The sequence below is a fragment of the Mycobacterium hubeiense genome (assembly GCF_002838065.1).
In the GTDB taxonomy this organism is placed as follows: Bacteria; Actinomycetota; Actinomycetes; order Mycobacteriales; family Mycobacteriaceae; genus Mycobacterium; species Mycobacterium hubeiense.
In genome coordinates, this window is record NZ_PIZU01000004.1 from 1 (window position 1) to 25,382 (window position 25,382).

The 25,382-nt window shown below is 67.0% G+C and carries 19 protein-coding genes; 8 read left to right on the forward strand and 11 right to left on the reverse strand.

Going from position 1 to position 25,382, the window contains the following annotated elements; all coding sequences use genetic code 11:
• Positions 1–63: 63 nt before the first annotated feature.
• The 6 genes from adh to eccCa all read right to left on the reverse strand — a co-directional run bounded on the left by adh (position 64) and on the right by eccCa (position 8,592).
• A complete protein-coding gene (adh, locus tag CWS39_RS04645) occupies positions 64–1,587 on the reverse strand; it encodes an aldehyde dehydrogenase (RefSeq protein WP_102141751.1) in 1,524 nt (507 codons plus the stop codon).
• A gap of 95 nt (positions 1,588–1,682) precedes the next feature.
• Positions 1,683–2,960, reverse strand: coding sequence for a GAF domain-containing protein (locus CWS39_RS04650; protein ID WP_102141752.1), 1,278 nt, complete (start codon positions 2,958–2,960; stop codon positions 1,683–1,685).
• A gap of 105 nt (positions 2,961–3,065) precedes the next feature.
• Positions 3,066–3,362, reverse strand: a complete 297-nt coding sequence (locus tag CWS39_RS04655; RefSeq protein ID WP_102141753.1) for a WXG100 family type VII secretion target — start codon at positions 3,360–3,362, stop codon at positions 3,066–3,068.
• Positions 3,363–3,370: 8 nt separating this feature from the next.
• Positions 3,371–3,694 carry a WXG100 family type VII secretion target gene (locus tag CWS39_RS04660; RefSeq protein WP_102141754.1) on the reverse strand — a complete coding sequence of 108 codons (324 nt, stop codon included), beginning with the start codon at positions 3,692–3,694 and terminating at the stop codon, positions 3,371–3,373.
• A gap of 72 nt (positions 3,695–3,766) precedes the next feature.
• The gene (locus CWS39_RS04665; protein ID WP_102141755.1) at positions 3,767–4,858 is read right to left on the reverse strand and encodes a type VII secretion-associated protein; all 1,092 of its coding nucleotides are present in this window, start codon (positions 4,856–4,858) and stop codon (positions 3,767–3,769) included.
• Positions 4,855–8,592: a type VII secretion protein EccCa gene (eccCa, locus tag CWS39_RS04670; RefSeq protein WP_102141756.1), complete on the reverse strand. Its 3,738-nt coding sequence runs from the start codon at positions 8,590–8,592 to the stop codon at positions 4,855–4,857. The genes CWS39_RS04665 and eccCa overlap by 4 nt, the downstream gene beginning before the upstream one ends.
• A 107-nt stretch (positions 8,593–8,699) precedes the next feature.
• On the opposite strand from eccCa, the gene eccD reads away from it, so the two are divergent.
• A complete protein-coding gene (gene eccD / locus CWS39_RS04675; protein WP_102141757.1) occupies positions 8,700–10,019 on the forward strand; it encodes a type VII secretion integral membrane protein EccD in 1,320 nt (439 codons plus the stop codon).
• Positions 10,016–11,329, forward strand: a complete 1,314-nt coding sequence (gene mycP / locus CWS39_RS04680; protein WP_233213358.1) for a type VII secretion-associated serine protease mycosin — start codon at positions 10,016–10,018, stop codon at positions 11,327–11,329. The genes eccD and mycP overlap by 4 nt, the downstream gene beginning before the upstream one ends.
• On the opposite strand, the gene eccB is transcribed toward mycP, so the two are convergent.
• The 3 genes from eccB to CWS39_RS04695 are packed head-to-tail and all read right to left on the reverse strand — an operon-like array spanning position 11,315 to position 14,466.
• Positions 11,315–12,676 (reverse strand): type VII secretion protein EccB, encoded by a 1,362-nt coding sequence (gene eccB / locus CWS39_RS04685; protein WP_102141758.1) that lies wholly within the window; start codon positions 12,674–12,676, stop codon positions 11,315–11,317. The genes mycP and eccB overlap by 15 nt on opposite strands.
• A 54-nt stretch (positions 12,677–12,730) precedes the next feature.
• Positions 12,731–13,783, reverse strand: coding sequence for a polyprenyl synthetase family protein (locus tag CWS39_RS04690; RefSeq protein WP_102141759.1), 1,053 nt, complete (start codon positions 13,781–13,783; stop codon positions 12,731–12,733).
• Positions 13,780–14,466: a hypothetical protein gene (locus tag CWS39_RS04695; RefSeq protein WP_233213359.1), complete on the reverse strand. Its 687-nt coding sequence runs from the start codon at positions 14,464–14,466 to the stop codon at positions 13,780–13,782. Before CWS39_RS04695 ends, CWS39_RS04690 begins: the two co-directional genes overlap by 4 nt.
• A 78-nt stretch (positions 14,467–14,544) precedes the next feature.
• Between CWS39_RS04695 and CWS39_RS04700 the strand changes: the two genes are divergently transcribed.
• From CWS39_RS04700 to CWS39_RS04715, 4 genes are read left to right on the forward strand one after another with little or no spacing between them, the layout of a single operon-like run.
• A complete protein-coding gene (locus tag CWS39_RS04700; RefSeq protein ID WP_102141760.1) occupies positions 14,545–15,939 on the forward strand; it encodes a hypothetical protein in 1,395 nt (464 codons plus the stop codon).
• Positions 15,936–16,442: a hypothetical protein gene (locus tag CWS39_RS04705; RefSeq protein WP_102141761.1), complete on the forward strand. Its 507-nt coding sequence runs from the start codon at positions 15,936–15,938 to the stop codon at positions 16,440–16,442. Before CWS39_RS04700 ends, CWS39_RS04705 begins: the two co-directional genes overlap by 4 nt.
• Positions 16,439–19,627, forward strand: a complete 3,189-nt coding sequence (locus CWS39_RS04710) for an ATP-binding protein (protein ID WP_102141762.1) — start codon at positions 16,439–16,441, stop codon at positions 19,625–19,627. Before CWS39_RS04705 ends, CWS39_RS04710 begins: the two co-directional genes overlap by 4 nt.
• Positions 19,624–21,684 (forward strand): FAD-dependent oxidoreductase, encoded by a 2,061-nt coding sequence (locus CWS39_RS04715; RefSeq protein WP_142386806.1) that lies wholly within the window; start codon positions 19,624–19,626, stop codon positions 21,682–21,684. Before CWS39_RS04710 ends, CWS39_RS04715 begins: the two co-directional genes overlap by 4 nt.
• 4 nt (positions 21,685–21,688) lie before the next feature.
• On the opposite strand, the gene CWS39_RS04720 is transcribed toward CWS39_RS04715, so the two are convergent.
• Together CWS39_RS04720 and CWS39_RS04725 are read right to left on the reverse strand one after the other, a co-directional pair.
• Positions 21,689–22,939 carry a saccharopine dehydrogenase family protein gene (locus CWS39_RS04720; RefSeq protein WP_102141763.1) on the reverse strand — a complete coding sequence of 417 codons (1,251 nt, stop codon included), beginning with the start codon at positions 22,937–22,939 and terminating at the stop codon, positions 21,689–21,691.
• A 14-nt stretch (positions 22,940–22,953) separates the two neighbouring features.
• The gene (locus CWS39_RS04725) at positions 22,954–23,505 is read right to left on the reverse strand and encodes a CGNR zinc finger domain-containing protein (RefSeq protein ID WP_102141764.1); all 552 of its coding nucleotides are present in this window, start codon (positions 23,503–23,505) and stop codon (positions 22,954–22,956) included.
• A 75-nt stretch (positions 23,506–23,580) separates the two neighbouring features.
• Between CWS39_RS04725 and CWS39_RS04730 the strand changes: the two genes are divergently transcribed.
• Entirely contained in the window at positions 23,581–24,600 is a 1,020-nt protein-coding gene (locus tag CWS39_RS04730; protein ID WP_102141765.1) for an EamA family transporter, read from the forward strand.
• Between the two features lie 30 nt (positions 24,601–24,630).
• The gene (locus tag CWS39_RS04735; RefSeq protein ID WP_233213369.1) at positions 24,631–25,371 is read left to right on the forward strand and encodes a cutinase family protein; all 741 of its coding nucleotides are present in this window, start codon (positions 24,631–24,633) and stop codon (positions 25,369–25,371) included.
• Positions 25,372–25,382: the final 11 nt, after the last annotated feature.

Consider the following 25,382-nt stretch of genomic DNA (forward strand, 5'->3'; position numbering starts at 1 on the left):
AATCGGCGCGAAACCATTTCGATACAGCCCGCTCACCGCAACCCAGCGCGCCGAAATCGCTGTCTAGAAGAAGCCCTGGGCCTTGTTCGAGTAGGACACCAGCAGGTTCTTGGTCTGCTGGTAGTGGTCCAGCATCATCTTGTGGTTCTCCCGGCCGATGCCGGACTGCTTGTATCCGCCGAACGCCGCATGTGCTGGATAGGCGTGGTAGCAGTTCGTCCACACTCGGCCAGCCTTGATGTCCCGCCCGGCTCGGTACGCGGTATTGCCGTCGCGACTCCACACACCGGCGCCAAGCCCGTACAGCGTGTCATTGGCGATCGCGATGGCGTCGTCGTAGTCCTTGAAGGACGTGACAGCCACGACCGGGCCGAAGATCTCTTCCTGGAAGATGCGCATCTTGTTGTTGCCCTCGAACACCGTCGGCGACACGTAGAACCCGCCGTTCAGCTCACCGCCCAGTTCGGCGCGCTCGCCGCCCGTAATGACCTTGGCCCCTTCGGATTTGCCGATCTCGATATAGGACAGGATCTTCTCGAGCTGATCGTTGGAGGCCTGCGCGCCGATCATCGTCTCGGTGTCCAGCGGATCACCCTGGCGCACCGCCTTGGTGCGGATCGCGGCCAGTTCCAGGAACTCGTCGTAGATGTCGGCCTGAATCAGGCTGCGCGACGGGCACGTACACACCTCGCCCTGATTGAGGGCGAACATGGTGAACCCCTCCAGAGCCTTGTCCTGGAAGTCGTCGGCGGCAGCCAGCACATCGGCGAAGAAGATGTTGGGGCTCTTGCCGCCGAGCTCCAGCGTGACCGGGATGAGATTCTGGCTGGCGTACTGCATGATCAGCCGGCCGGTCGACGTCTCACCGGTGAACGCGATCTTGGCGATGCGTTTCGATGATGCCAGCGGTTTACCCGCCTCGACGCCGAAGCCGTTGACCACATTGACCACGCCGGGCGGCAGCAGATCACCGATCAGCGAGAATAGATACAGGATCGAGACCGGCGTCTGCTCGGCCGGTTTGAGCACCACGGCATTGCCGGCGGCCAACGCCGGTGCCAACTTCCACGTCGCCATCAGGATCGGGAAATTCCAGGGAATGATCTGGCCGACGACGCCGAGCGGTTCCTGGAAGTGGTAGGCGACAGTGTCGCCGTCGATCTGCGACAGCGAGCCCTCCTGGGCCCGGATCGCGCCGGCGAAGTAACGGAAATGGTCTATCGCCAACGGGATATCGGCGTTCAGTGTTTCGCGCACCGGCTTGCCGTTGTCCCAGGACTCGGCGACCGCGATCGACTCGAGGTTCTCCTCCATGCGGTCGGCGATCTTGTTCAGGATCAGCGCGCGTTCGGCGGCCGTGGTCTTGCCCCATGCAGGTGCCGCCGCGTGCGCGGCGTCGAGAGCCTTCTCGATGTCGGCCTCGGTCGACCGGGCCACCTCGCAGAACGGCTGGCCCGTCACCGGGCTCGCGTTCTCGAAGTATTTGCCGTCGACGGGCGGCACCCATTCGCCGCCGATGAAGTTGTCGTAGCGGGGCTCGAACGACATCACCGAGCCTTCGGCCCCGGGTCGTGCGTAGACGGTCATGGCGCTTACTCCTGCCTTGAGACGACGTAGATGTGTCGGTCGTCACTCAAGGTAGGTAGACGGGGGTTGCAACACGGTTGCACGCTGCCCAGCGCTTAGGCCAGGTCGAAATCCAGCCCTGCCAGATGCCCGTGCGCCTGCGCCCGGGTCGCCGAACCGGCCGGTGCCTGCTCATGAAGCAACCGCCAGCCGTGCCGGTCGTCGCGCCCCTCGGGCAGATCGAGCCAACGACGAAGCAACGCAAGGTTTCCCGACGCCAAGACGGCGTTGCGCAAGGTGGCGCTCAGCTCGGTCCGCAGCCGCGCGATCGCCGGCGACACCGATTGCGGCAGCAGGGCGCCGGTGTAGCGGGTGAGAGCGGCGTCGACGTCACCCTTCTCCAGGGCATCGAACACCTCGTCGACATCGCTGTCGATCGGTGACAGCAGGCGATACGGCCGCGAGGCGACGAACTCGGCGCCGATGACACGGCGCAACCGCGACATCTCGGCGCGGATCGTCACCACGTCGAGGTCCTTGTCGTCGAGCAGCATGGCGAGGTGATCGGCGCTGAGGCCTTCGGGATGGCGGCTCAGCAGCACCAGGATGTCGGCGTGCCGGCCGGTCAGCGTGCTGGTGTGCAGCCGGCCTTGATCGTCGGTGGCGTGCCAGCGCGGGCGGTCGGCGCCCAGCACCGTCAGTCGGCCGGCAGCCTTGCGGTCGACGGCGGGTTGAGTCAGCCGAAGTAGCGCCAGGTGGTTCTCGACGGCCACGGCGGTGGCCCGCACCAGCGCAAGCGTCTGTGAGGAGGCGACCTGCGTACCGCCGGTCAGGTCGATCGCGCCGAGGAGCACGCCGGTGTCGGGGTCGTGGACCGGCACCGCGGTGCATGTCCAGGACTGGACGATGCGGGAGAAGTGCTCGCTGCCGCGGATCTGCAATTCGGTGTCCAACGCCAGCGCGGTGCCGGGTGCGTTGGTTCCGGCGCTGCGCTCACTCCAGTCGGCGCCGGGGACGAAGTTCATCGCCTCGGCCCGACGGCAGGCCGCGCGGTCGCCTTCGACCCACAGCAGGGTGCCGTCGGCCGCGGTTACCGCGACGACGACGCCGGAATCGGTGGCGTCGTCGACGAGCAGGCGGCGGATGACGGGCAGCGCCGACGCCAGCGGGTGGGTCTGGCGCAGTTGCTCGAGGCGGGGTGAGAAAGCGGCCTGCGCTCGATCCGGGTCGACGCCGATGGCCAGACTGCGCCGCCAGCTGTCGGCGATGATCGGCCGTAGCGGCGTCGACGTCAGGTCGAGTTGGCCGGCGACGAACAGTTCGTGGACTTTACGCAGCGTCGACGACGGCGGCCCGGCTGCGACCCGGCCGCCCGAGGTCTTTGACTCAGGCATCGGCGATCACGCTCCCCGCGCTGTGCGCGTGGCCGCCACGATAGCCCAGTACTGTGCCGTCCCGTTGGCTCTCCTCCAGACGGGACGGCACAGAGTCTTGGGTGGTTACGCGCCCCAGGCGTTGGCGGCGCTGCGGTCGGTGGCCGCGACGTCGTCGGCGCCGTCACGAACCGCGTTGCCCAGGCTGAACAGGATCTCGTTGAGTGACGCCGCCGCCTGTTCCCACCGGGCCTGCTCGATGCGGTACGCCTCGGCGGCCTCGCGCGTCCAGATCTCCTGCAGCGGAGCGATCTGGGCCCGCAGGTCGTCCAGGGCAGCGTTGAGCCGGGCGTGGGTGGCGTGGATTTCTTGGCGCACCGTGTACTCGATCTCGTCGAAGTTGTATGACAACACGTTCTCCATGACGCCCCCTACAGGTTTCCGCCGATGGCACCGATCTGGTGCGAGTGGGTTTCCGCGGCCTCGCGCAGCGTCTGTTCATTGAGGCGGATGGTTTCCGCGATGCGCTGCAGCGCAGCGTGCAGTTTCAGCGACTCGGCGTTCCAGCGGTCGACCACACCCTTGAACCGGGTGGCGGCGACGCCTCCCCACACCGATGGCGGCACACCGCTCATCCGGCCGATGAAGGACTGCAGCATCGCGCGGATCTCGTCGTTGCGGGCATCGATCTTGCCTGCGACCGCGGTCATCAGTTCGAAATCGGTGTTGAGCGATCCACCTGCGGGTGACGTCATCGGGATCCTTCCGGTTTGGGTGTGATCTATGAAGATTCGACGCAGGCGAGACCGTTTCGGTTCCACGCATTTCTAGAACACTGCGTGCGCGGACCGAACGGCCTGCTCGCAGGCGTGCCTGACCGTCTGCTCGCTGCCCGGCGCGGCTTGGCAGCCGATGCCGATGCGGATGGCGTCGTGGATCAGCGCCCACTCGATGGTGTGTCCGTCGCGAACCTCCCGGTAGGTGGCGACGGGTCTGCCCGCACGGCGGTCGTTTGGGTTGAAGTCGACGAACACACCAGCGGGCTGCTCACTGAACGCCTTGTGCAGCATGTCCTGCGCAGGTATGGCGGATTGGGTGATGTGCAGGGCAGTGTGGGCGTCCACGGGTGAAACAACCTGCACCCGTGCCGATCCCGGGCCCGACGTGATTCGCTGTACGGTCCATGCCGCCGGCACCATCACCCCGACCCGCCCTTCCACCAACAACGTCATCGGCACATCGGCCTGCTCGGGAACTCGACTGCCCGCCACGAATGCACCGCCGGCTCCCGCGGCGGCGGCCAATGTTCCTGCGAGCACGGCCATCGCGCGCCGTGTGCGCTGACGCACGGGTTTCTCGTCGTGCCATTCGATTGTCGGACGACGCTTCTCGGGCACTACTCGCAACGGCCAGCCAGAATCGGCAACGCAGACCGCAATGCCGTCCGCACGCAGCCGCTCGATGATGACGGTGCACTCCACGCCCACGGGTGCATCCACGAGCACCGATGCCGCGGTGTTGATTCCCGCGGTCACCGCCTCGGCGACATCGCCAATTCGCGGGATGACCGCGTCGATGACTCCATCCCGTGCGACGACGACGAGGTCGGGCGCCATCTCCACGATCGTCGGCGTAGGCGATTGCATTCCCAGAGCTTGGATCCGCGTCAGCACAGTCACATCGGGTGGCGCGGCATCACGGACCCGGTCGACTCGTGACTCGGTCCACCATGTCGGGACGACGAGTACAGCCGCCGTTCGCAAGACCTCACACCAGAGTTCGGCGACCGCGACCGGCTGATCGTCCACCAATGCGATCTCGTCATCGATGCATTCGAGTGCCGTCGCAGCCAGTTCCGCAGGGACATCCCCGATTCCGCGCACCAAGACCGGACCGGCCTCGACGACGGTGCCGCTCACGGTGGATCACTCCAGGCAACCTGGACGAGCTGCTCCGGTTGCGCCCGCGCGATGAGCGTGCCACGGCCCGGCGGCAGTATCGATGGGCGGACCGACCCCAGCAGGACACCTTCCTCCGGGCTGGTGCTCATCAGCAGACCCATGCACCCGAGATCGCGCATGCGCGCCAGGATCGGATCGAACATCGCGCGCGCGGCGCCGCCGGACCGACGCGCCACCACGAGATGCAGGCCGACGTCCTTGGCGTGCGGCAGGTAGTCGAGCAGCGGTGTCAGCGGGTTACCGGTGACACCGGCGACCAAGTCGTAATCATCGACGAGCACGTAGATTTCGGGTCCCGACCACCAACTTCTGGTCCGCAGCTGCTGCTGGGTGACGTCTTCGCCCGGCAGCCGGCTCCGCAGTCGGTCGAGCAATCGAGGCAATTGAGATTCCAGTGCAATGGCCGATATCGCGTAGCCGATGACGTGCTCGGTTTCGACGACGCCGAGAAGAGTCCGTCGGTAATCGACAATCAGCAGCTGGGCGGCGGCGGGGTCGTTGGTCCGCACAAGCTCGCGGCACAGCGTGCGCAGCACCGTCGTCTTGCCGCACTGACCCTCGCCCAACACGATCATGCTGTGCTGCTCGGCGAAATCCACAGCGATGGGCCGCAACTCGCGTTCGCCGATGCCGAGGGTCAGCTGGGTTGGAGATCCGGCCGCGGTGGCGATCGCCTGGATGTGCACCTGCGTCGGCAGCAACTCGACCCGCGGCGCGCGCCGGCCCTGATAGCGGGTCTGCAATGCATGGCCGCAGGCCGTCAGCGCGTCGGCGAGGCCGACCGTCGTCGAGCGGCCGTCCAATCGGGGCAGGGCGATCGCGAATTCATGCCCGTCGCGGGTGATGCCGCGCCCCGGCGGCGCATCTGCGAGCAGACGGGCGCGCTTGCGATCCATCTCGGATTCCGCCGGATCGCCGAGCCGCAGTTCGATGCGAGTTCCGATCTGGTCCTTCAGCGCCGGACGGATCTCCGCCCACCGCGACGCGGCGATCACGATATGGACGCCGTACGAAAGGCCCTGCGCGGCAAGCGAGGTGATAGCGGTCTCCAGTCCGTCGAACTCCTGGCGCAGCGTCGCCCAGCCGTCGATAACGAGGAACACATCCCCGAACTCATCGTCGGCCGCGCGCCGTCGTCGGTACTCGGCCACAGAGTCGATGCCCTGTTGGCGGAATCGCGCTTCACGGGACCGCACAATCGTTTCCAGCTCGGCCACGGTGCGGCGGACCAGATCCGCGTCGGCCCGTCCGGCCACCGATCCGACGTGGGGCAGCGGCCGCAACGACGACAGCGCCCCACCACCGAAATCCAGGCAGTAGATCTGAACATCGCGGGGGTCATGGGTGGCGGCGAGCGCCGTCACCAGCGTTCGCAGGGCCGTCGACTTGCCCGACCCCGGGCCGCCGACGACCGCGACATTTCCGCCCGGCCCGGCCAGCGCCACGACGAGCGGCTCGCGACGTTGGTCAAACGGGCGGTCGATGATGCCGACCGGGACGCTCAGTGGAGCAACGGTATTGGGCTGGGCGAGCAACGCGTCCACGGTCGGCGACTCGGCCAGTGGTGGCAGCCACACCTGGTGCGCCGGCGTGCCGTGACCCGACAGCCGGTCCAGTGCCGCATCGAGCACGGTGCGGTCGACGACCGCCTGGCGATCCGCCGGCGGCGGTGACACGTGCCCGACGGCCGCCGCGGTGAACCGTTGCGCAGACGTCGAGTTGACGGTGCTTGGTGTGCTGGCGCGGTGGCCGTACTGTTTGGACACGAACGCGGTTTGGAACCGGATCAACTCACCGGATGCGGTCTTCAGGTAGGCGGCACCGGGTTCGTTCGGCAGGTCGTATGCGCAGGGCACGCCGAGCACCGCCCGCGATTCGGTGGGCGAGAACGTCTTCAAGCAGATCCGGTACGACAGGTGGGTTTCCAGGCCACGCAGCCGACCCTCGTCAAGCCGCTGGCTGGCAAGCAGCAGGTGCATACCGAGTGACCGCCCGACCCGGCCGACGGCGAGGAACAACTCGGCGAAGTCGGGGTGTTGGTGCAGTAGTTCCGAGAACTCGTCGACCACGATCAACAGCGCGGGCAACGCTGCGAGCGCAGCACCTCGGGCCCGGGCAGTTCGGTAATCCGCGATGTGAGCGAGGTTGCCTGCGGCCCTGAGCAATTCCTGACGGCGGTTCATTTCACCGGCGATCGCGTCTTTCATCCTGGCCACCAGGTGGGCTTCGTCGGCCAGGTTGGTGATCACCGCGGACACATGCGCGGCGCGCTCCAGCCCGAGGAAGGTGGCGCCGCCCTTGAAATCCACCAAGACGAGGTTGAGCTCCTCCGGGGAGTGGGTGGCGACGAGTCCCAGCGTCAGTGTGCGCAAGAACTCGGATTTCCCGGATCCCGTTGCCCCGACGCACAATCCGTGTGGGCCTACGCCCTGCTGTGCGGCCTCTTTGAGGTCGAGTTCGACGGGTGTGCCGTCCTCGGCGACACCGATCGGGACCTTCAGCCGCCGTCTTTCATCCCGCAACCGCCACAGTCTGGCGGGCTCGATGCGCCCAAGGTCGCCGATGCCCATCAACTCCGGCCAGTCCGTCGACACCCCTGAACCCACCGAAGTCATCGCGGGCTCGAACCGGGCGAGTCGCCGTGCACACGCCAACGCTTGACCGCGTGTCAGGCCATCCGGCGCCGCGACGTGTTGCGCGCCGGCATCGGTTCGCACCGTCACACCGGATAACGGTGACCCAACCTTGAGCACGGTCACTCCCGGATCAACGTCAGTCACCACGCTGCCGTCGACGACTACGACGGTCCAGACCGAATCGTCCAGCCGTGCTTCTTGCAGGCTCCGGTACGTCAGCCGGACCGGGCCCGCAGCATCGACCGCGTGTGGATGCTGATGGTGCGGCAGCCACTTCAGCCAATCCCATTCGCCGCCTGCCGAAATGCTGACGACTGCAGCGATCTTCAGGTGTTCGGGGCTGTGCAGCATCGCCAGCTGACAGATGATGGCCCGCAGGACGGCCCGCGCCTGCGACGCCTCACCGTCGATCGTCACGACGCCGGCATCACGCAGCATCACCGTGATCGGCAGGCCGGGTACCGCGGATCCGGCATCGAGCAAGCGCTGCAAGGCCGTCGACGTGACGGGATCACACTCGGCGGCCGGTTCTTGGTCCGGTGCCAGCAGCCGCATCGAAAGCGGTTGCGTCCCTGTGCCGATCCTGACGAGGCCGAAATTGGCGTCTGTGGGCACACGCTCCCACATCCGCGGACCGCCCGCGAGCGTCCACAACGCCGCCGGATCCGGGTGACTGAAGTGCAGTGACCGGTGTTGGCACTCCGCGGCGGCGTTGACGGCCGCGGTCAAACCGTCGAGATATACCAGATATTCGCGCCGGGCCTGGTTGATCTCGGCGGTGCGATTGGTCCCCCGCGCGCCGAAGGCCACCGTGCCCAGCGCCGACACCAGCATCATCACGGGAAAGAACAGGAACATCGGGCTGCGCGCCATGGTGGCGCCGGAGCTTAAGTACAGGGCCATCATCCCGGCGGCGGCCACCAACATCGCGATGGGCAACAACCGGGCGAGCGGGTTCGCCGGCGCGGCCCGCGGTAGCTCCGGCGGGGCCGCCACCGCGAGCTCGCCCACGGGCAGGTCCGGCGCGGCAATTCGGGTCTGGCGGATGAAGTCCATCGGTTGTTGGACGTCGGCGGACCGCGCTCGGTTCCATCCACAGGCGCCGAAATTACTGCGTCACCTCTGGGCGGACCTCGATTACGGTGACGCATGGGGGTGATGTGATGGCGGGATCGCTACGACGGGTGTCGATTCACACGTGCTCCGATCCGCCCGTCGCGGTCGACGTTGCGCTGCCCGCGGAACTTCCGGTGGCGCAGCTGATTCCGTCGATCATCGAGGTGGTCGGTGATGATAATGACGACGACGACGACGGCTTGCCGCGGCGTTGGCTTCTGTCCCGTATCGGCGAAGCTGCGCTGGACGAGTCGACGACTCTGGCGCAGAACGGTATTCACGACGGCGACCTGCTGTTGTTGGCGGCCGCCGACACTCCCCCGCCGGTAGCCCTCATCCGCGATCAGTGCCTCACAGTCGCGGCAATGCGGCAGACAACCGGAACACCGACGGCGCTCGGCGCAGCGGTATCGGTGTGGATGGCCGGGCTCGGCGTGCTGGCGCTGGCGTGGCCGGGCGGCGGCGGACAGGCCGTGACTGCTGCGGTAATCGCCGCGGCGGTGGTGGCGGCGGCCGTCGTCGCTCCTCGCCTCCGAGTCGCCGCGCTGCCGTGTGCGGTGCTGCAGAGCGTCGCCGTGGCACTTGCCGCGGTGACAGGCTACGTCGTCGGCCCGCCGGGCCCCGTGGCGGCCAAGGCCTTTCTCGCAGCTGCCGTCGGCGCCGCGACCGCGGTGGTGCTGATCGGCGTCTCGAACTGTGGGACAGTGGTTTTGACGGCTGCTGCGACGCTGGCCACCGCAATGGCCGTGGCCGCGGCTCCTGCTGTGGTGTGGCCACTGTCTGCCTCTGTCGTGGGCGCCGTCCTCGTGACCGTCTCGCTCGGCATTCTCGCCGTCGCGGCCAGGCTCGCGATCCTGGTCGCCGGCCTCATCCCGTCGGCGCCGACGGTAGGCGAGGTCGACGACCGCGCGATGCACGGCCATCAGACACTGACGGGACTGGTCGCGGGTTCCACGGGTGCCGCCGCAGCGGGATCTACGGTGGTGGTGTCGGACTGCCTGCGCGGCGGCCCGTCGTGGGTCCGCGGTCTTGCCTTCGCCGCGGTCGTGGCCGTGGTGTTGCTTCTGCAGTCACGAAGCCACGCCGACGCGCATCGTCGCCTCATCTTGGTCATCGGCGGATTGCTTTCGGCCACAGCGAGTTTCGTTCTTCTGGTCGCGTCGTCGCCGATGTCGGCCGGCTGGGCAGGGATTGCCGCTGTCGGCGCCGGACTGGCCGCCCTGCGCCCGGGGTCCCTACAGTCGGCCAGCCCGGTTGCGCGCCGCGCGGTCGATGCCGTCGAATACCCGGCACTGGCTGCCGTGCTGCCGTTGGCGTGCTGGATCGCCGATGTCTATGGCTTGGTCCGAGGACTGAACGTGACATGACGAACCGGTTGATGCATTGCGCCGCAGTCGCCTTGACGATGCTGCCGATGCTCGCAGCTCCGCCGGCGTCGGCGGTGGTGCCGCCACCGGTCGACGACTTGCTGCTGCCGAAGCCGGGCCCCGCGGCGCCGCCGCAGCCGACGGAGCAATTCGAACCGTGCTTCAGTTCCGCGCCGGGAACCAAAGTTACTGGAGCGGTTGACGAAGAGCTCACGACTGTGTGGCAGTTGACGCGGGGCTCGGGTCAAACCGTCGCGGTGATCGATACCGGTGTGACGCGCCATCGGATGCTGCCCCGCCTCGTCGGCGGCGGAGATTATGTGTCCAGCGGCGACGGTACCGAGGACTGTGACGGCCATGGCACCATCGTCGCCGGCATCGTCGGCGCGGCGTCCACAGAAGGCTCTGACGGGTTCGGCGGCGTCGCCCCGGACGCCACCATCATGAGTATCCGCCAGTCCAGCAACAAATTCCGCGCCGCTAATCCAGCGTCGGTTTCCGGGTTCGGCGACGTGAACACGCTGGCGCAGGCGGTACGCACGGCCGCCGACTCGGGTGCGACGGTGATCAACGTCTCGTCGGTCGCGTGCCTGCGCGTCGCCGATGCGCTGGACGACCGGGCGTTGGGTGCGGCGTTGGCGTACGCGGTGGACGTCAAGAACGTCGTGGTGGTCGCCGCGGCTGGCAATGTCGGCGGCCCGGGACGCTGCCCCGAGCAAAATCCGGCCGCACCGGGCCAACCCAACTGGGACGCCGTGCGGGTGGTGGTGAGTCCCCCGTGGTACGACGATCTGGTCTTGACCGTCGGCTCGGTCGGGCCGGACGGCGAGCCGTCTGGATTCACGTTGGCCGGCCCGTGGGTTGACGTCGCCGCCCGCGGGGAGGGGATCGTGTCGCTCGATCCCGACGGCGAGGGTCTGATCGACCGGCTACCCGAATCCGGCGGCACCACACCGATATCGGGCACCAGCTACGCCGCGCCCGTCGTCGCCGGTGTCGCCGCGCTAGTGCGATCACGCTGGCCTCACCTCACCGCGCGACAGGTGATGGCGCGCATCGAGGACACCGCGCAACGCCCGCCTTCCGGCTGGGATCCTTTTGTCGGACATGGTGTCATCGACGCAGTGGCGGCTGTGAGCGGTGACCCTGGTGCCGGTGGGTCATATGCCCGAGTCACGCCGCGGCCGGTATCGACATCCGTCGCCGCCCCCGACACCCGACCGGTCGGCTTCGTCTTCTCGGCGGCGGCGATCTGCGTCGGCGTCGTGGTCACTGCGACCGCATTGACGGGCCGGCTACGACGGCGGTAGAGCGTCCCGCGCGAGGGATGCGGCGTCCTTGTGCAATTCGGGCCCGCGGGGTAAATGCGCGAGGACCGGCCACGGCGCCGACACCGGGGGATCGGGCAGGCCAACGTTTTTCGCGGCGGCCTCGTCGTAGATGCCGTACACCACACCTGAATCGTCGACGAGGAACCGGGAGCCGGGTGTTCCGCCGACGACTCCGGTCGACCGCACGTAGGCGCTTCGGCCGGCGGCCGCGACCACGGCGTCGATGTTCGGTCCGTCGCCGTCGGCCTGGGCGAGCGTGGTCACGCGCCCACCACGAGGCAGCGAGTCACCCAGGAGGACTTTCGATTCGAAGGCGGCCCAATGGGTGCACACCACCGCGCTTTTGGTGACGTGTGCGCTTGACGGGTAGGTCGAGATCGGCAGGGTGTCGAGTGCCGGCACCGCCGCGACGGCGTCGGCCGCGACGGTGGGAAGCTCGCGGTCGGGTTGGGGTACCGAGAAGCGGATCATGTCGGCGACCACCTCGCCGATCCGCTGCACGCCGTGCGCCAGCACCACGTAGTGCTCCTCGGCGTCAACGCGCGTCATCCGCACCACGGTGCCGACGGTCAGCCCGCCGAGTGCCGCCGGTCCGGGTGACCCCGCCTGCGGTATCTGCGGAACTGCGATCGCCGGCGCCTCGGGAAGCAGGTCGAGCAGGGTACGTGAAACCAGCTGCGGCTCAACACCGTCAAGGCGCAGCGCCCGGACGACGGCAGAGTTGCGCAGGTCGATACGCGCCCGTCGGCCGTCGTAGAGCAGGTAGGTGGTCGCGGGGCCTGCCGCCGCGTCGGTGACGAGGATTGCGTGCCCTGCGTCAAGGCCCGGATGGTCAACCGCGCCGATGACGACGGTGGTGGACCCGTGGTCGTCGCACACTGTCCACGCCGACTCGTCACTGCGCAACGGTTCACCGATGGTCGCCGGGGCGCCTGGGATACCTAGCAGCGGACCGCGTTTGGCCGAGGTTATCGTGTCATCGCTGACGATCTCCGGATTGGCGGGTGCACCGGCGATCAGACGGGCCGACGCCAGATTGAGGACCGGGTGCAGGGTGTCGGTGACGCGCACGTAGAGCGCCCCGGACTCCCTGCCCATGACGATAGCGGCGTCGCCGATGGTGCCGTGCGGCCGGAGCAGCGCCAGCATCCCGCAGGCGGCCACCGCGATCGCGGCCACAACACACCCTGCGACCAGCGAAAGTGATTGCGCGCGCACAGGATCGTCGAGCATGCGGACATCGCCACGCAGCAGTGCATGCTCCATCCGGCGCACCAGGAAGCGATGGCCGCTGACCTGCAGCCGGGTTGTCGGTTTCGGACCCATGTATCCCCCGACACCGAGCGTAGTGGCCGGTGCAGGGGCCTGATGTCACCAGTTTCAGCGCCACCTGGCCCACACGTAGGGCACCAGCGCACGCAGGAAGTCCAGATCCGGGCCCGGTTGGGCGACCGCAAAAGCCTGCTCGAAGTACTCCTCGGCGACCAGCAGGATGCCCTCGGCGTATTCGCGGGTGAACGCGATGCTCCCGTAGTCGTCCATCAGCCGGCGCACCGTCTGCACCTGCTCGGCCGAGCGTTCGGCCCTGGTGCGCCGCAGGTAGTTACGCAGCAGCGCGCGGTCGTCGCCGTCGGCGTTGGCCATCAGGTGGACGAGCGGCAGCGTGCGCTTGCCCTCGTAGAGATCCCCGAGGATCTCCTTGCCGTAGGTACGCTCGTCGCCGACGAGGTTGAGCAGATCATCGCGGATCTGAAACGCCGCACCAAAGTGAAACCCGAAGCGCACCAACGGCGCCAAGTCGGCCTCGCCCCTCGACCCGACCAATGCGCCGACGCGCAACGGGTGGATCGTGGTGTACCAGCACGTCTTGTGCATGATGAGATCGAGGTAGTCATCCGGACCGACGTCTTCGACATCATCCAGTAGCCAACCCACTTCAGTCGCTTGGCCTTCCAGCGTGCGCAAGGCCATCGTGTCGAATTCCTGCCATACCAGCTCGGCGAGGTCGCGATCGAAGCGGCGGGTGGCTCGGCGCAACACCTGCCCGGCGACCACTGCGACGCCATCGCCGGTGTTCACCGCCGCGGCAAGTCCGTGGGTAGCGGCGAGTGTGGGTCTGCCGCGGCGCATCAGACTACCGTCGGCCACATCGTCATGAATGAGAAAGGCGTTGTGCAGCAATTCGATTGCAACTGCGATACCCGACAAGTCGGCGGGGTCTGCGCCGAAAACTGTTCCGGCCGAAAGGCACAGGGCCGGCCGCAGGCCCTTCCCGGGCCGGGACGGATAGTCACGCATCGGCCCGTACAGCCACCGCACCGGCTCACCGTCGGGCAACGCGTCCAGCATCGCGCGCCGCACGTCCTTGGCAACCCTGCGTAACCGATCTTCGACGCCGGCGACGAGCTCGGACCGGTCAGTGATGTCCGTCATTCGAGCCGAACGGTTAGCGCCACCGGAAGCCACAGGTCCGGGTGGCCCGCGGTCAGCAAGATGCCGCGGTACACACCGGGCCGCACGTCGGGTTCGACGTTGATCGAGATGTCGACGCCCCGGCTCGAACGGCCCGGCACCGGGATGTCGGCGGGATCAAAGGCGACGTGCCCGGCGTCCACCACGCCACCGTGCTCGGCGATCAGGTCACTGCACCGCAGCCGGGTCCGGCCCATGTCCGTCGTCCCCGTGTTGTGTAGCCACACCGTTGCCGTCGCAACACCCGGCGCCACCACGTCGAGCATGATCCGACCTCTCGCGTCGGCGGCCGAAACGTCGAAAGCGGCTGGCACTGCTGTCGGAGTCTCAGCAGCCCGCGGAGCAGCGCCGAGTAACAACTGACCGAGCATCACCCACCACGACCGGATCAACGGCTCGATGTCGGTGGCACCGAATAGATCGGCGCGCTCGGCCCGCGATAGCGGTTCCGGCGAGGAAACGCCCTCACTCGCTTGAAGGCCGCTCGACGCGAGCCGGATGAAGCGATCGACCAGCGCGCTGGCGGCCCGGAAGCCTTCTGACTGAATGGCACTGAGAGCGCGCATGTTGGCGGCCGAATCGAACACCGACGCCCACGGCAGATCGTTACCCGGTCCGTCGCCGTTTCCGCTGGCCACGCCCATTTACTCGCCCCCTCAGTTAACCCCCCGCAACGCCCGCATCACGGTATGCTAGCTGCGCGGACGGCGGCAGGAGGGGCGATGGCGGCGTTACGTGATCTTCTCGAGGTGTATGGCGCGCTCGACGAGGCGGCCGCGGCCGATCCGGCAGTCGCCACCGCGCTCGATGATTTCCTGCCTGATGCTTCCGCGAACACTGGCTGGTACCGCGAGATCGAGGAGTTCTTCTTCCGCGAGAACGCAAGAACTTCGCCGAACCTGCAAGCTGCATGCCGTCGGATCGGCGAGCAGGCCCAAGCCGGAGCGCCACTGACCAACCCCCAGAAATCCCGGCTGCTGTACGGGTTGTCCGCGGCGGCGCGCATCAAACAGATCACTGGCACGCAGGCGCTGCCCTCGTTTGATGACGACGATTTCCAGGACGCGCTCGACGGCGTGGTGGCCGCCATCGGACCCGACGACGACCCCGCACACTGGGATTCGAGCCTCGCCAAAGCACAGGGCTGCAAGGCCGATTTTGTCGCCGCCGCGCAGTCCGAGTTCGGCGGATGGAAGCACTTCGAAACCCTTCGAAGTGCCACCGCAGACATTGGCATGGTCGACCCGGTGTTGCAGCGGATTCCGTTGTGCCGAGCCGTGGTTCGGACGATCAACGGGATCCAATCAGTGGTCATCGACACTGCTATGAGTTCCGATGACATCACGCTGACGAACTTGAAAAAGGTTGTCAATCCGTTCAATTGGGCTAGAAACTACAGCGACTTTTTCCAGCGCATGACCCCGTGCCCTGAACCTCACCGACCGGACGGCTGGCGGCAAGTCCTCGAATCGGTCGGTTTCGACAAGTTTGAGGGCAGCTGGATCACCACCGCGCTCAAGTACTACCCCAGCGAGGGAAAGGGCGAAGCGCGGATTGACTACGACCTCGACGATCCCACGCCAGGCCCAGGCGATGGCCAGGTGCTCGTCGACAGGGGCTTCATCAACATGTGGGCGACCAACGCCGATCGCGACCCGGATCAGCCAGGCGTCCGCGTGCGGACCCGGAAAGTGGTCCATATCAAGGGTTTGTCCCCGTTCGCGCAACAACGGCTGGTGTGCATCACCGGGTACGGCACCGCCTCCAACGAATTCCTATTCGGCCCGGCAGCCCACCCTCCAGACGAGACGCGGGAATTCGCGTACTACGAAGCGGGAGTGGCGCCGCAGGCCGGCCTTACCGACGAGGACGGCCCGGCAACGCATGTCGCGGCCACCGCGGTCGGTCTGTGGACCGAGGCGGTCCGAGACCTGACGAACGACTACTTCGACCTCGCCGAGAAATGGATGGCGGGCGGGTTGACCCTCACCGACATCACGGATTTCAGCCAACAGTTCACCGGGCATCTCATCAACGCACCGCTGAACTTCCTGGAGCGGGTGAACCGGCCCCGGAACCGGCACACAAGCGACGCACGGCGGGACGGCGGCCAATGAAAACGGATCAAATCAGGAAGCAGACCAACAAGTTCCTGCAGGGGTACCTCGACGAGATCAACCAGATCACGCAAAACGCGTCGGATATCGACAAGGCAGGAAAGTGGGGCGTGGACGGCTGGATCGTCACCATCCATGACCTCTTCGACCTCCAGGTGCGCACCTTCGCGACGGTGCTGCGGGCCGGAATCGCCGGCCCATGGTGGGCGGCCACCGAATCGCCTGACGCGCCGATAGAGACCGATCCGATCACGGTGGAGCAAACGAACTATCCGCGGAAATTGAACGCTTCCACGTTCAAACGAGTTGGCCTTCCCACGATGACGATTCCGCCCTACAGCCTCGGCTTCGAACCCGAGATCCTGCCCGCGGGCTTCACCGAGTACCGAATAGTGCTGAAGGACGACCGGTTCCTCGGCGCGAACTACAAGGGCACAGTGTTTCTGACCGCCACCAGCGGCACCGCCGAGCCCGACCAGATGGAGGTCGTCGTCGGACTGTGAGCGCTTCTGAAAACCAGTCCGCGATCGATGAGTTGCTCGATCGGGCGGTGGGCGCAATCAATCAGGGCGACCGCGCGACAGCAAACGCGCTGGCCGGGCAGGTGCTGGCTGTCGACCGCGCGAACCCCGACGCGGAAGAATTGCTCGCCGCCCCGATGGACAGCGGCGAGATACGCCGTCTCACCATGCTTTTCGCGGATCTGGTGGATTCGACCGCATTGTCGACACGGGTCGACCCAGAGGTCTACCGCACCGTTGTCGGGCGCTACCGCGACGAGGTCATCGGCATCGTCAACCGATACGAAGGCCACCTCTGCTCGACAAAGGGCGACGGATTGTTTGCGGTGTTCGGCCATCCCCGAGCGCACGAGAACGATGCACATCGGGCTGTGCAGGCCGGTCTGGACATCACGCATGAGATCGACCGGCTGAGCAAACGCGTACGTCGACGCTTCGGTTTCGACATCGATGTTCGGGTCGGCATACACCGCGGTTTGGTCTATCTCGACATCGCGCAGGACGATGTCTACGGCATGGGCGCCAACCTCGCCGCCCGCATGTGCAGCCTGGCCAAGCCGGGAACCGTCGCGGTCTCAGCGGCAATCGAACGGGTGGTGCGCGACCAGTTCGATTTACAGAGCTGCCCCGCGAAGCAGGTCAAGGGTTTCGACGAGCCGATCGTCCACTACCGCGTGGTCGCCGAACGCGACGTCGCCAGCCTCGCGCGTGGTCCACTGGTCGGCCGCGACCGCGAACTTGCACAGCTGCAAGACATTTGGCGCAAGGCCGTCGCGGGCACGTTGCCCACACCCGCTGTGGTGCTCTGCGGAGAGGGCGGAATTGGCAAGAGCCGCCTGGCACGCGCGGCCGTGGACATGGCCGAACGATCTGGTGCCGAGGTGCTCGCTCTGTTCGGATCCCCGTTCTACACCGACGTCGGGCTGCGCCCGGTGCGCCGGCTACTCGAGCGCCGCTGCGGCATCGGTCGCGACTGCGACCCCGCGGAGAGCCTGCACAAACTACGGGCAGAGGTCGAACGCCGGGCGATGGATCCAACCACGATGGTTCCGTTACTCGCCCCGGTGCTCGGCATCGATCCCCCCTCCGGGTACAAACCGGTCACGACCAATGCCGACAGGCTGTACGGCGAGATCACTGCCGCGGTCAAGGATTATCTGCTGGCGTGCGTCGGAGCCGGGCCCGGGCTGTTGCTGGTGGAAGACATCCATTGGTTCGACGAGGACACCATCGAGGTTGTGCGGACGCTCTTACGGGAGAACCGTGGGCAGCTGCTCGTCATCATCACGGGTCGCAACGTTCCGGCCCTGTCCGACGAGACACGGTTCGAGTTGAACCCGCTCAGCGACGCCGAAGCCGACACCCTCATTCGCGCGCTGCACCCGGAGATGAAGCCAGACGCCCGACGGGCGGTGCAGGAGCGATGCGACGGCGTCCCGCTCTACATCGAAGAGGTGGTGGCCAAGCTCAAGGAGCGGCACCCCGACCTGAGCGAATCCACCGAGGTGCCCGACACCTTGTACGAGACATTGGTGGCGCGGCTGGGGTCCAGCAGGAACGCGTTGGTCGTCGTCGAAGCAGCCGCACTGATGGGAAGCCGCATCGACAAACGTGTGCTGTCGTCCGTGGTCAACCTCGGCGAGCGCGAACTCACCGACGTGCTGGCGGAACTCACGCGCAACAGGGTGCTGCGGGCCGCAGGCAAGGACAGCTGGCGCTTCCACCACGAACTTCTGCGTGAAGTCGCCGCGGAACTCTCCCCGCCCACCGTGCGGCGCCGCGTGCACAGCCGGATCGCCGACGCGCTCGTCGCCACCGCGGCCGACGGACGGCCGGAATGGAGACTCGTAGCGCACCACTACCAACAAGCCGAGCGCTTTGACGAGGCAGCCTCCGCATACCAGAAAGCGTCGGCCAACGCCCGACACCGTGGCGCTCTCGCAGAAGCCCGCGGCCACCTCACCCGCGCACTCGAGAACATCGAGCGGATGGAACCGAATCCGGCACGCGATCGCCGCGAGGTCGCCGTTCGCCTGGAACGCGGCTTCCTCGCATCGACGGCGACGGGCCAGGCGAGCGCAGAGGTCGCCGCCGAGTTCGAACGGTGCCTGCAGATCATCGGGGACGAGCCCACTCCGGAGCTGTACGCGACGTTCAGTGCCCTCTGGAGTTACTGCGCCACCCGCGGTGACCTCCGCCGGGCCACCCACCTGGTGGAGGCGTTGAGAAGCTTTGAGGGTGTGGCGGAAGGGTATCGGGCGGCCAACGATGTGGTGTTGGGCATGCTGGAGATTTTCCAAGGCGATTTCGGTACCGCGCGCGCCACGCTCGAGGCAGCCGCGGCGACACTCGACCGCATCGGCTCGCCCTCTATCGAGGGGCCGTGGTTTGCGCCCTACGACCCGGTTGCCGGGGTGTACTCCGCGATCGGGCTCGTGCGGTTCCTTCAGGGCGATCTTGCCGGCGCCGAGTCCGCCTTCGCCGAAGTGGAAGGCCGGTGCGAAAAGCTGCGCTTCCCCCAGGGCCCGTTCACACTGTGCTTCGCGCGCGGGCTGGAAACGTTGACATGTATCGAGGCTGGCCGGATTGACCGTGCGGTCGAACTCGCGGCGGAGGTTGCCCGCCGAGGCGAGCAGCACGGCTTCGACGAATACGTGATGGTGGCGACCTGCAACCAACTCACCCTGGCCGCACGCAGCGCGCTGGTTTCGGGAAAGGCTCTCCCCGCCGACTTGCAGGAGCACATCGACAACATGACCGCGGTCGTCGACGCGTGGCGCGCGGCCGAATTGAAGACGTTCCTCGCGTGCTACGACGCCGTCTTGGCGTGGTTGCTCACCGCCGCCGGCAGGACGGATGAGGCGCGCGAACGCATGAGGCTCGCTTTGGAGATGGCGGACGAGACCGGGATACATTTCTACGACGCCGAGTTGCTGCGCGTGCGGGCGCACACGTATGACGACCCAGACGCCAAGCGCACCGATCTTTTCGCCGCAATCGAATTGGCCCGACGACAGGGCTCCGCCGTCTTCGAACTACGTGCTGCCGCAGACAATTACAGACTGTTCGGTGAGTCCGCACGAGGTAGTCTGCAGGACGCGCTCAGCCGCTTCCCGGCCGACCAGAGCTGGCCGGAGTTGGCGCGCGCACGAGCCTTGCTGCGGTGAGGCGCATTCGCAAGCGGGTGGCCATCCTCGGTGGCGGCATGGCCGGTCTGAGCGCTGCCTGGCGGCTCAGTGAACCCGGTTGGCAGGATCGCTTCGAGTCCATCACTGTCTATCAGCGCGGCTGGCGACTCGGTGGAAAGGGTGCATCGAGCCGCGGGCCCCACGGCCGCATCGAGGAGCACGGTCTTCACGTCTGGCTGGGATCGTATGAGAATGCTTTCGCCCTGCTTCGCGAGTGCTACGCCGAACTGGACCGAGCCACAACCGATCCCGGCTGCCCAATCAGAACCTGGGACCAAGCGCTGATCCCCGCCGACAATCTTGCGATGGCCGACCGTTGGGGCGACGGCTGGCTGGTGTGGCCCGGCAAGTTCAGCCGCAACGAGCGCTTGCCCGGCGAACCCGACGCGACGGGTCGCGAGTTCACTGTGGTCGAATTCCTCTACCGGGCAGCCGAATTGCTGCTCGACTTCATCGATTCGCTCGACGAATCGGGCGAACTGGTGCTGTCTTCATCTTCCGATCCCGCTGCGACACAATGGCTTCACATCGTCCAGCGGGGGCTGCGCGCCGCACTCGAATCGGCGACCAGGGAAGATCTGCTTGCGGCCGAAATCTTTCGAGAAGGCGTGCTGCGGCGTTTCGCCGATTCGGTCCGCGAGGCCCTCGACTCTGCGCATCGACCGGACCACAAGCGGATCTGGCTGCTGCTGTCGATGCTGATCGCCACCGCCCGTGGCCTGATCGTCGACAACCTGGTCACCGATCCGCGAGGGTTCCGGGCGATCAACGACGAGGACTACGGCCAGTGGCTACTTCGGCACGGCGCCCACCCGGAGGTACTCGATTTCTCGCTGGTTCGCGGCATGTACGACATGGTGTTCGGTTACGAGGACGGGGATTACGAGCGGCCGTCGTTCGCGGCGGGGGTGGCCGTCCTGCTCACCGGCATCGCGCTCTTCCAGTACAAAGGCGCCTTCTTCTGGAAGATGACCGCCGGGATGGGCGACGTCGTGATCGCCCCGCTGTACCAGGTGTTGCGCCGGCGGGGTGTTCGGTTCGAATTTTTTCACCGGGTCGACGCACTGCATCTCGACCAGTCTCGCCACGCCATCGCGGCGGTCACCGTCGGCCGTCAGGTCCGGCTCGCAGACGGAGTTGACGAGTACGAACCTCTCACCACCGTCGGCGGACTTCCGGTTTTCCCGAACGCCCCGCTGGCCGATCAGATTGACGGCAGTGCCGGAATCGACGGTCTGGAATCACATTTCAGCAATCGCGACGATGTCGAGACCGTCGTGCTGCGTCGCGGCGTCGACTTCGATCAGCTCGTACTGGCCGTATCACTGGGCATGGTCGAGCTGGTGGCGGACGAGCTGATCGTCGACCGTCCGGACTGGCGGGAGATGACCGCGCATATGCGCACCGTCGCCACCCAGGCCTTTCAACTCTGGCTTCGCCCAGAGGAATCCGCGTTGGGCTGGCACCGCCCCGGCGTCACCACGAGCGGATACGTCGCCCCGTTCGACACCTGGGCGTCGATGCCCCAAACGCTGTGGGCCGAAGACTGGCCGGAGCACGACAGCCCACGCACCGTCGCCTACTTTTGCGGTGCCTTCGACGCCGAGTGGCCGCCAGAGGGTGACCACGACGAATACGTCGCCCGCTGCAGCCGCGACGTCCGCACACACGCGGTCCGCTACCTCGACCACCACGTTGGGCTCTACCTGCCCGGCGCGGTCACCGAGCGAGGTTTCGCCTGGCATCTGCTCAGCGGCGCCGACGGCGCGAGTGGCAGCTCAGCATTGGACACCCAGCACGTCAGCGTGAACATCGACCCCTCGGACCGCTACGTGCAGTCGGTCCCGGGGTCGGACAAATACCGACTGCGGCCTGACGAAAGCGGTTACGACAACCTGTTTCTGGCCGGTGACTGGACCGACTCCGGGATGAACGCCGGATGCATCGAAGCCGCCGTGATGTCGGGCCTGCAAGCAGCCAACGCGTTGTTGGGTCGTGGACGGTACCACCGGATTCGGGGTTTCTACCTACCCTGACCCGTCAATTCAGTTGCGCCGTTTCGAGTTTCACCCCGGCGGCCGGAAGCCGGTCCAGGAGTACCTCGCCCATTGCAGATACCGGTGTCAGCACGCCGAACCGATCGGTCAGTCGATCCCGGTCGACCACCAGCGCCAGGGCACTTTCACCGGCCATCACGGCGGTGGCCCTGTAGCCCGGATCGCCCTGCTGGCTCATCGTCGCCCGATAGCGTTGCCCCGTCGTGGTCGTGGTGTACGTCTCGACTTTGTAATAGCCACGCGGTCCTTCGTCGTGCCCCGTGCCCGGGGCGGGCGTGACGCGATCGACCAAGCCGCGGGGCAGCAATCGCAGATATTCGCCACCGAATCTGGACGCACCGGCGATCCCCATGTTGAACATGGCGGCGATGAAGGGGGACACCACCGACGACCCCATGGTGATGGTCTCCGAATACCGGAAGCGGCGGCCGTAGGCCCAACCGAGTAACGCGTTGCTGCGGCGAACGCAGCGGGTGTTGTACAGAGCCATGATGTAACCGCCCAACCACAGCCCTTTCAGCTCGGGTGCGATCGCGGACCCCTCACATAGCGGAAGGTCCGGCTGGGTTCCCAGTTCGGGTTCGGCGCTGCGGTCAGGGCTCAGGCTGTACGGGTCGTCGAGCATGCGTCGCATCGTGGGATCTTCAGCCGCGATGCGCATCAACTCGACCATCGTGGAGATCGAGCCTCCTGCGTAGCCGCCGGAATAGGCCCGCAGCACCAGTGTGGTGTCGGCCAGGTTGCCGCCGCCATCGTCGACGGCACGGCGGTGCAATGCATAAGCCGTCAAATCAGAAGGGAGAGAGTCGAATCCGCATGAGTGCACAATGCGGCAGCGGTTGTCGATGGCCAGTTGGTGGTATCGGTCGATGCTCTCGCGGACGAACGGCACTTCACCGGTGAGGTCGGCATAGTCGGTGCCGACGGCGGCGCACGCGGCGACGACCGGCAGGCCGAGGCGGCTGTACGGACCGACCGCGCTGAGCACGACCTGCGTTCGGGCGGCCATTTCCCGTAGCGCCGCCGGCTGATTCAGCTCGGCAATGATCAGCGGCCACTTCCGCGCTCGGCCACCAATGGTGTCGCGGACGGCCTGCAACCGATCGAGGGAGCGGCCAGCCAGCCCGACGCGAATTCCGGCACCAACTCGCGCCAGGTACCTGGCAACCAATGTGCCCACGAACCCGGTGGCACCGTAAAGCACGATGTCGAGATCACGCTCGCCGGCGAGCATGCTGGCTGAGGTTACTACCCTTTCGCGCGGCGCTCGCGATATGCGGCCACGTGCTGACGGTTCCCGCAATTGCCGGTATCGCAGAAGATCCGCGACCGGTTACGCGACAGATCCATCAGCACCGCGTCGCAATCCGGTGCCGCGCACGTCTTGAGCCGTCGCAACTCCCCCGCACGGATCAGGTCGGCCAGCGCCATGGCCATCTCGGCGCCCATCCGCTGCCACAGCGGATCGTGTACCGACGCCAGGTGCAGATGCCACTCCGGCATCTCCGGGTGACGGGTCAGCCACGGCGCCGCCCGGGTGTCGGACAACAGCGCATTCACCTGTTCGACGGCGCGTTCCTCGTCGTTGGCCGCCGCCCAGATCTTGCCCAGCCGGGCCCGCAGCCGGTGCACGGCCTCCAGCTCCGCGGCGTCGTGATCGCGCCGGCCGGTCCAGCCGAACCCGTCCAAGTAGGCGTCCAGCGCCGCCAGGTCGCCGAGCTGCTCACCGTCGACCCGGTCGCTGTTGATCAGCACACAGGCCGCCCGCAGTGTGAGCTCCGTGTCATGAGTGAAAATCATTTGACTCATGACTCCCTTCGGCGTTAATGTCATGACCAAATCTCAGTTTACTCATTACAACCTCCGGAGGTAGTCATGGCCGCGCCGACCCCCGCCGCCGTCGACCACTTCCGGCTGGGTCTGGTGCTCGCCGTCGGCTCGGCACTCAGCTTCGGGATGTCCGGCCCGCTGGCCAAATCACTGATGGAGGCCGGCTGGAGCCCGACCGCCGCCGTCACCGCCCGACTCGCCGGCGGCGCGTTGCTCATGGCGATCTACGCCACCCTCGTGACGCCCGGGTGGGCACGCCAGGCGCTTAAGCACGCCAAGACGGTGGTGGCCTATGGGTTGATCCCGATCGCCGGCGCGCAACTCTTCTACTACAACGCCGTCGCGCACCTGTCGGTCGGTGTGGCACTGCTACTGGAGTACACCGCGCCGATCCTCGTCGTCGCGTGGCTGTGGGCGACCACCCGCCGTCGCCCCAGCAACCTCACGCTCGCCGGCGTCGCCCTCGCGGTGGCCGGAATCATGTTGGTACTCAACGTCTTCTCCGGTGCCCACGTCAACGTCGTGGGCGTCGGGTGGGGCTTGGCGGCGGCGGTCTGCGCGGCCTGCTACTTCATGATGTCCGACCGCGTCAACAACACGTCCGCCGACGGCGACGGCCTGCACCCGATCACGCTGGCGGCCGGCGGGCTGGTCGTGGGCACGGCCGCGGTCGCTGTGCTCGGGGCGGCCGGGGTGATGCCGCTGCGGTTCACCGCCAACGACGCGGTCGTCGCGGGGTGGACGACGTCGTGGGTGGTGCCGGTCATCGCGCTCGGCCTGATCCCCACCGCGATCGCCTACACGCTGGGCATCATGGGCATCGCGCGGCTGCGGCCACGCTTCGCCTCTCTGGTCTGCCTGTCCGAGGTGATGTTCGCCGTGCTGGCGGCCTGGCTGCTGCTCGGTGAGGCGATCACCGCGACCCAGGCCATCGGCGGCGCGGTGGTGCTGATCGGCCTCGCGCTGGCCCGCCAGGGCGACCGCAGCGAGCGGTTGGACGAGGCGATGTGGCCGGACGGCCCGGTCGAAGAATGGGAAAGCGGGCAAACGGTTGGTCCCCGCTAGCCTCCGTATGTGACTATTGTCGGCGTGACTTTGCCACGTGCTATCGCGGCAGCCGTCGTATCTGCCGCCACTGTGCTCGCCGGCGCAGCGTCCCCGGTGGCGGCCGAACCCGGGCCCGCACCAGGACCGCCGCCCAGGCCGGGAGTGGAACACGCGCCAGGGGCCGCCTCGCCGGGCCCGCGGTCCGGACGCGCATCCACATCCACCTCAACCTGCCCCGACATCGAGGTGATCTTCGCCCGCGGCACCGACGACACACCGGGCCTCGGCACCCCCGGCCAGGCGTTCGTCGACGCGCTACGCCGCCAAGTCGGCGGGCGGACCGTCACCTCGTACGCCGTCAACTATCCCGCGTCGTACGACTTCCTGGCCGCCGCCGACGGCGCGGCAGACGCCACCGACCGGATCGCCAAGATGGCGCAGGAGTGCCCCTCGACAAAGCTCGTACTCGGCGGGTACTCGCAGGGTGCCGCGGTCATGGACATGCTGGCCGGCGTCCCGCCGCTGGGCGACAAGATCGGCAGCATCGGGTCGGCGCCGCCGTTGCCCGCGAGCCTGCTGCCCAACATCGCCGCGGTGGCGGTGTTCGGAAACCCCGCAACCAAGTTCAGCAATCCGCTCACGTCGTCGGTCTTCGGCGGCAAGGCCATCGACCTGTGTAAGGACGGCGACCCGATCTGCTCGCGCGGGCGCAACCCGTTCGCGCACAACGATTACGTCAGCTCCGGTATGACCGAGCAGGCCGCGCGTTTCGTCGCGGGATTGGTTTGACGGTTTCCCGC

What these genes read in the sequence shown, in the direction of transcription:
- CWS39_RS04730 (WP_102141765.1), top strand. Translation starts at nt 23,581, where the DNA reads ATGGCCGCGCCGACCCCCGCCGCCGTCGACCACTTCCGGCTGGGTCTG.
- CWS39_RS04650 (WP_102141752.1), bottom strand. Translation starts at nt 2,960, where the DNA reads ATGCCTGAGTCAAAGACCTCGGGCGGCCGGGTCGCAGCCGGGCCGCCG.
- CWS39_RS04690 (WP_102141759.1), bottom strand. Translation starts at nt 13,783, where the DNA reads ATGACGGACATCACTGACCGGTCCGAGCTCGTCGCCGGCGTCGAAGAT.
- eccD (WP_102141757.1), top strand. Translation starts at nt 8,700, where the DNA reads ATGGCGGGATCGCTACGACGGGTGTCGATTCACACGTGCTCCGATCCG.
- mycP (WP_233213358.1), top strand. Translation starts at nt 10,016, where the DNA reads ATGACGAACCGGTTGATGCATTGCGCCGCAGTCGCCTTGACGATGCTG.
- adh (WP_102141751.1), bottom strand. Translation starts at nt 1,587, where the DNA reads ATGACCGTCTACGCACGACCCGGGGCCGAAGGCTCGGTGATGTCGTTC.
- CWS39_RS04660 (WP_102141754.1), bottom strand. Translation starts at nt 3,694, where the DNA reads ATGACGTCACCCGCAGGTGGATCGCTCAACACCGATTTCGAACTGATG.
- CWS39_RS04695 (WP_233213359.1), bottom strand. Translation starts at nt 14,466, where the DNA reads ATGGGCGTGGCCAGCGGAAACGGCGACGGACCGGGTAACGATCTGCCG.
- CWS39_RS04725 (WP_102141764.1), bottom strand. Translation starts at nt 23,505, where the DNA reads ATGATTTTCACTCATGACACGGAGCTCACACTGCGGGCGGCCTGTGTG.
- eccCa (WP_102141756.1), bottom strand. Translation starts at nt 8,592, where the DNA reads ATGGACTTCATCCGCCAGACCCGAATTGCCGCGCCGGACCTGCCCGTG.
- CWS39_RS04720 (WP_102141763.1), bottom strand. Translation starts at nt 22,939, where the DNA reads ATGCTCGCCGGCGAGCGTGATCTCGACATCGTGCTTTACGGTGCCACC.
- CWS39_RS04655 (WP_102141753.1), bottom strand. Translation starts at nt 3,362, where the DNA reads ATGGAGAACGTGTTGTCATACAACTTCGACGAGATCGAGTACACGGTG.
- eccB (WP_102141758.1), bottom strand. Translation starts at nt 12,676, where the DNA reads ATGGGTCCGAAACCGACAACCCGGCTGCAGGTCAGCGGCCATCGCTTC.
- CWS39_RS04700 (WP_102141760.1), top strand. Translation starts at nt 14,545, where the DNA reads ATGGCGGCGTTACGTGATCTTCTCGAGGTGTATGGCGCGCTCGACGAG.
- CWS39_RS04705 (WP_102141761.1), top strand. Translation starts at nt 15,936, where the DNA reads ATGAAAACGGATCAAATCAGGAAGCAGACCAACAAGTTCCTGCAGGGG.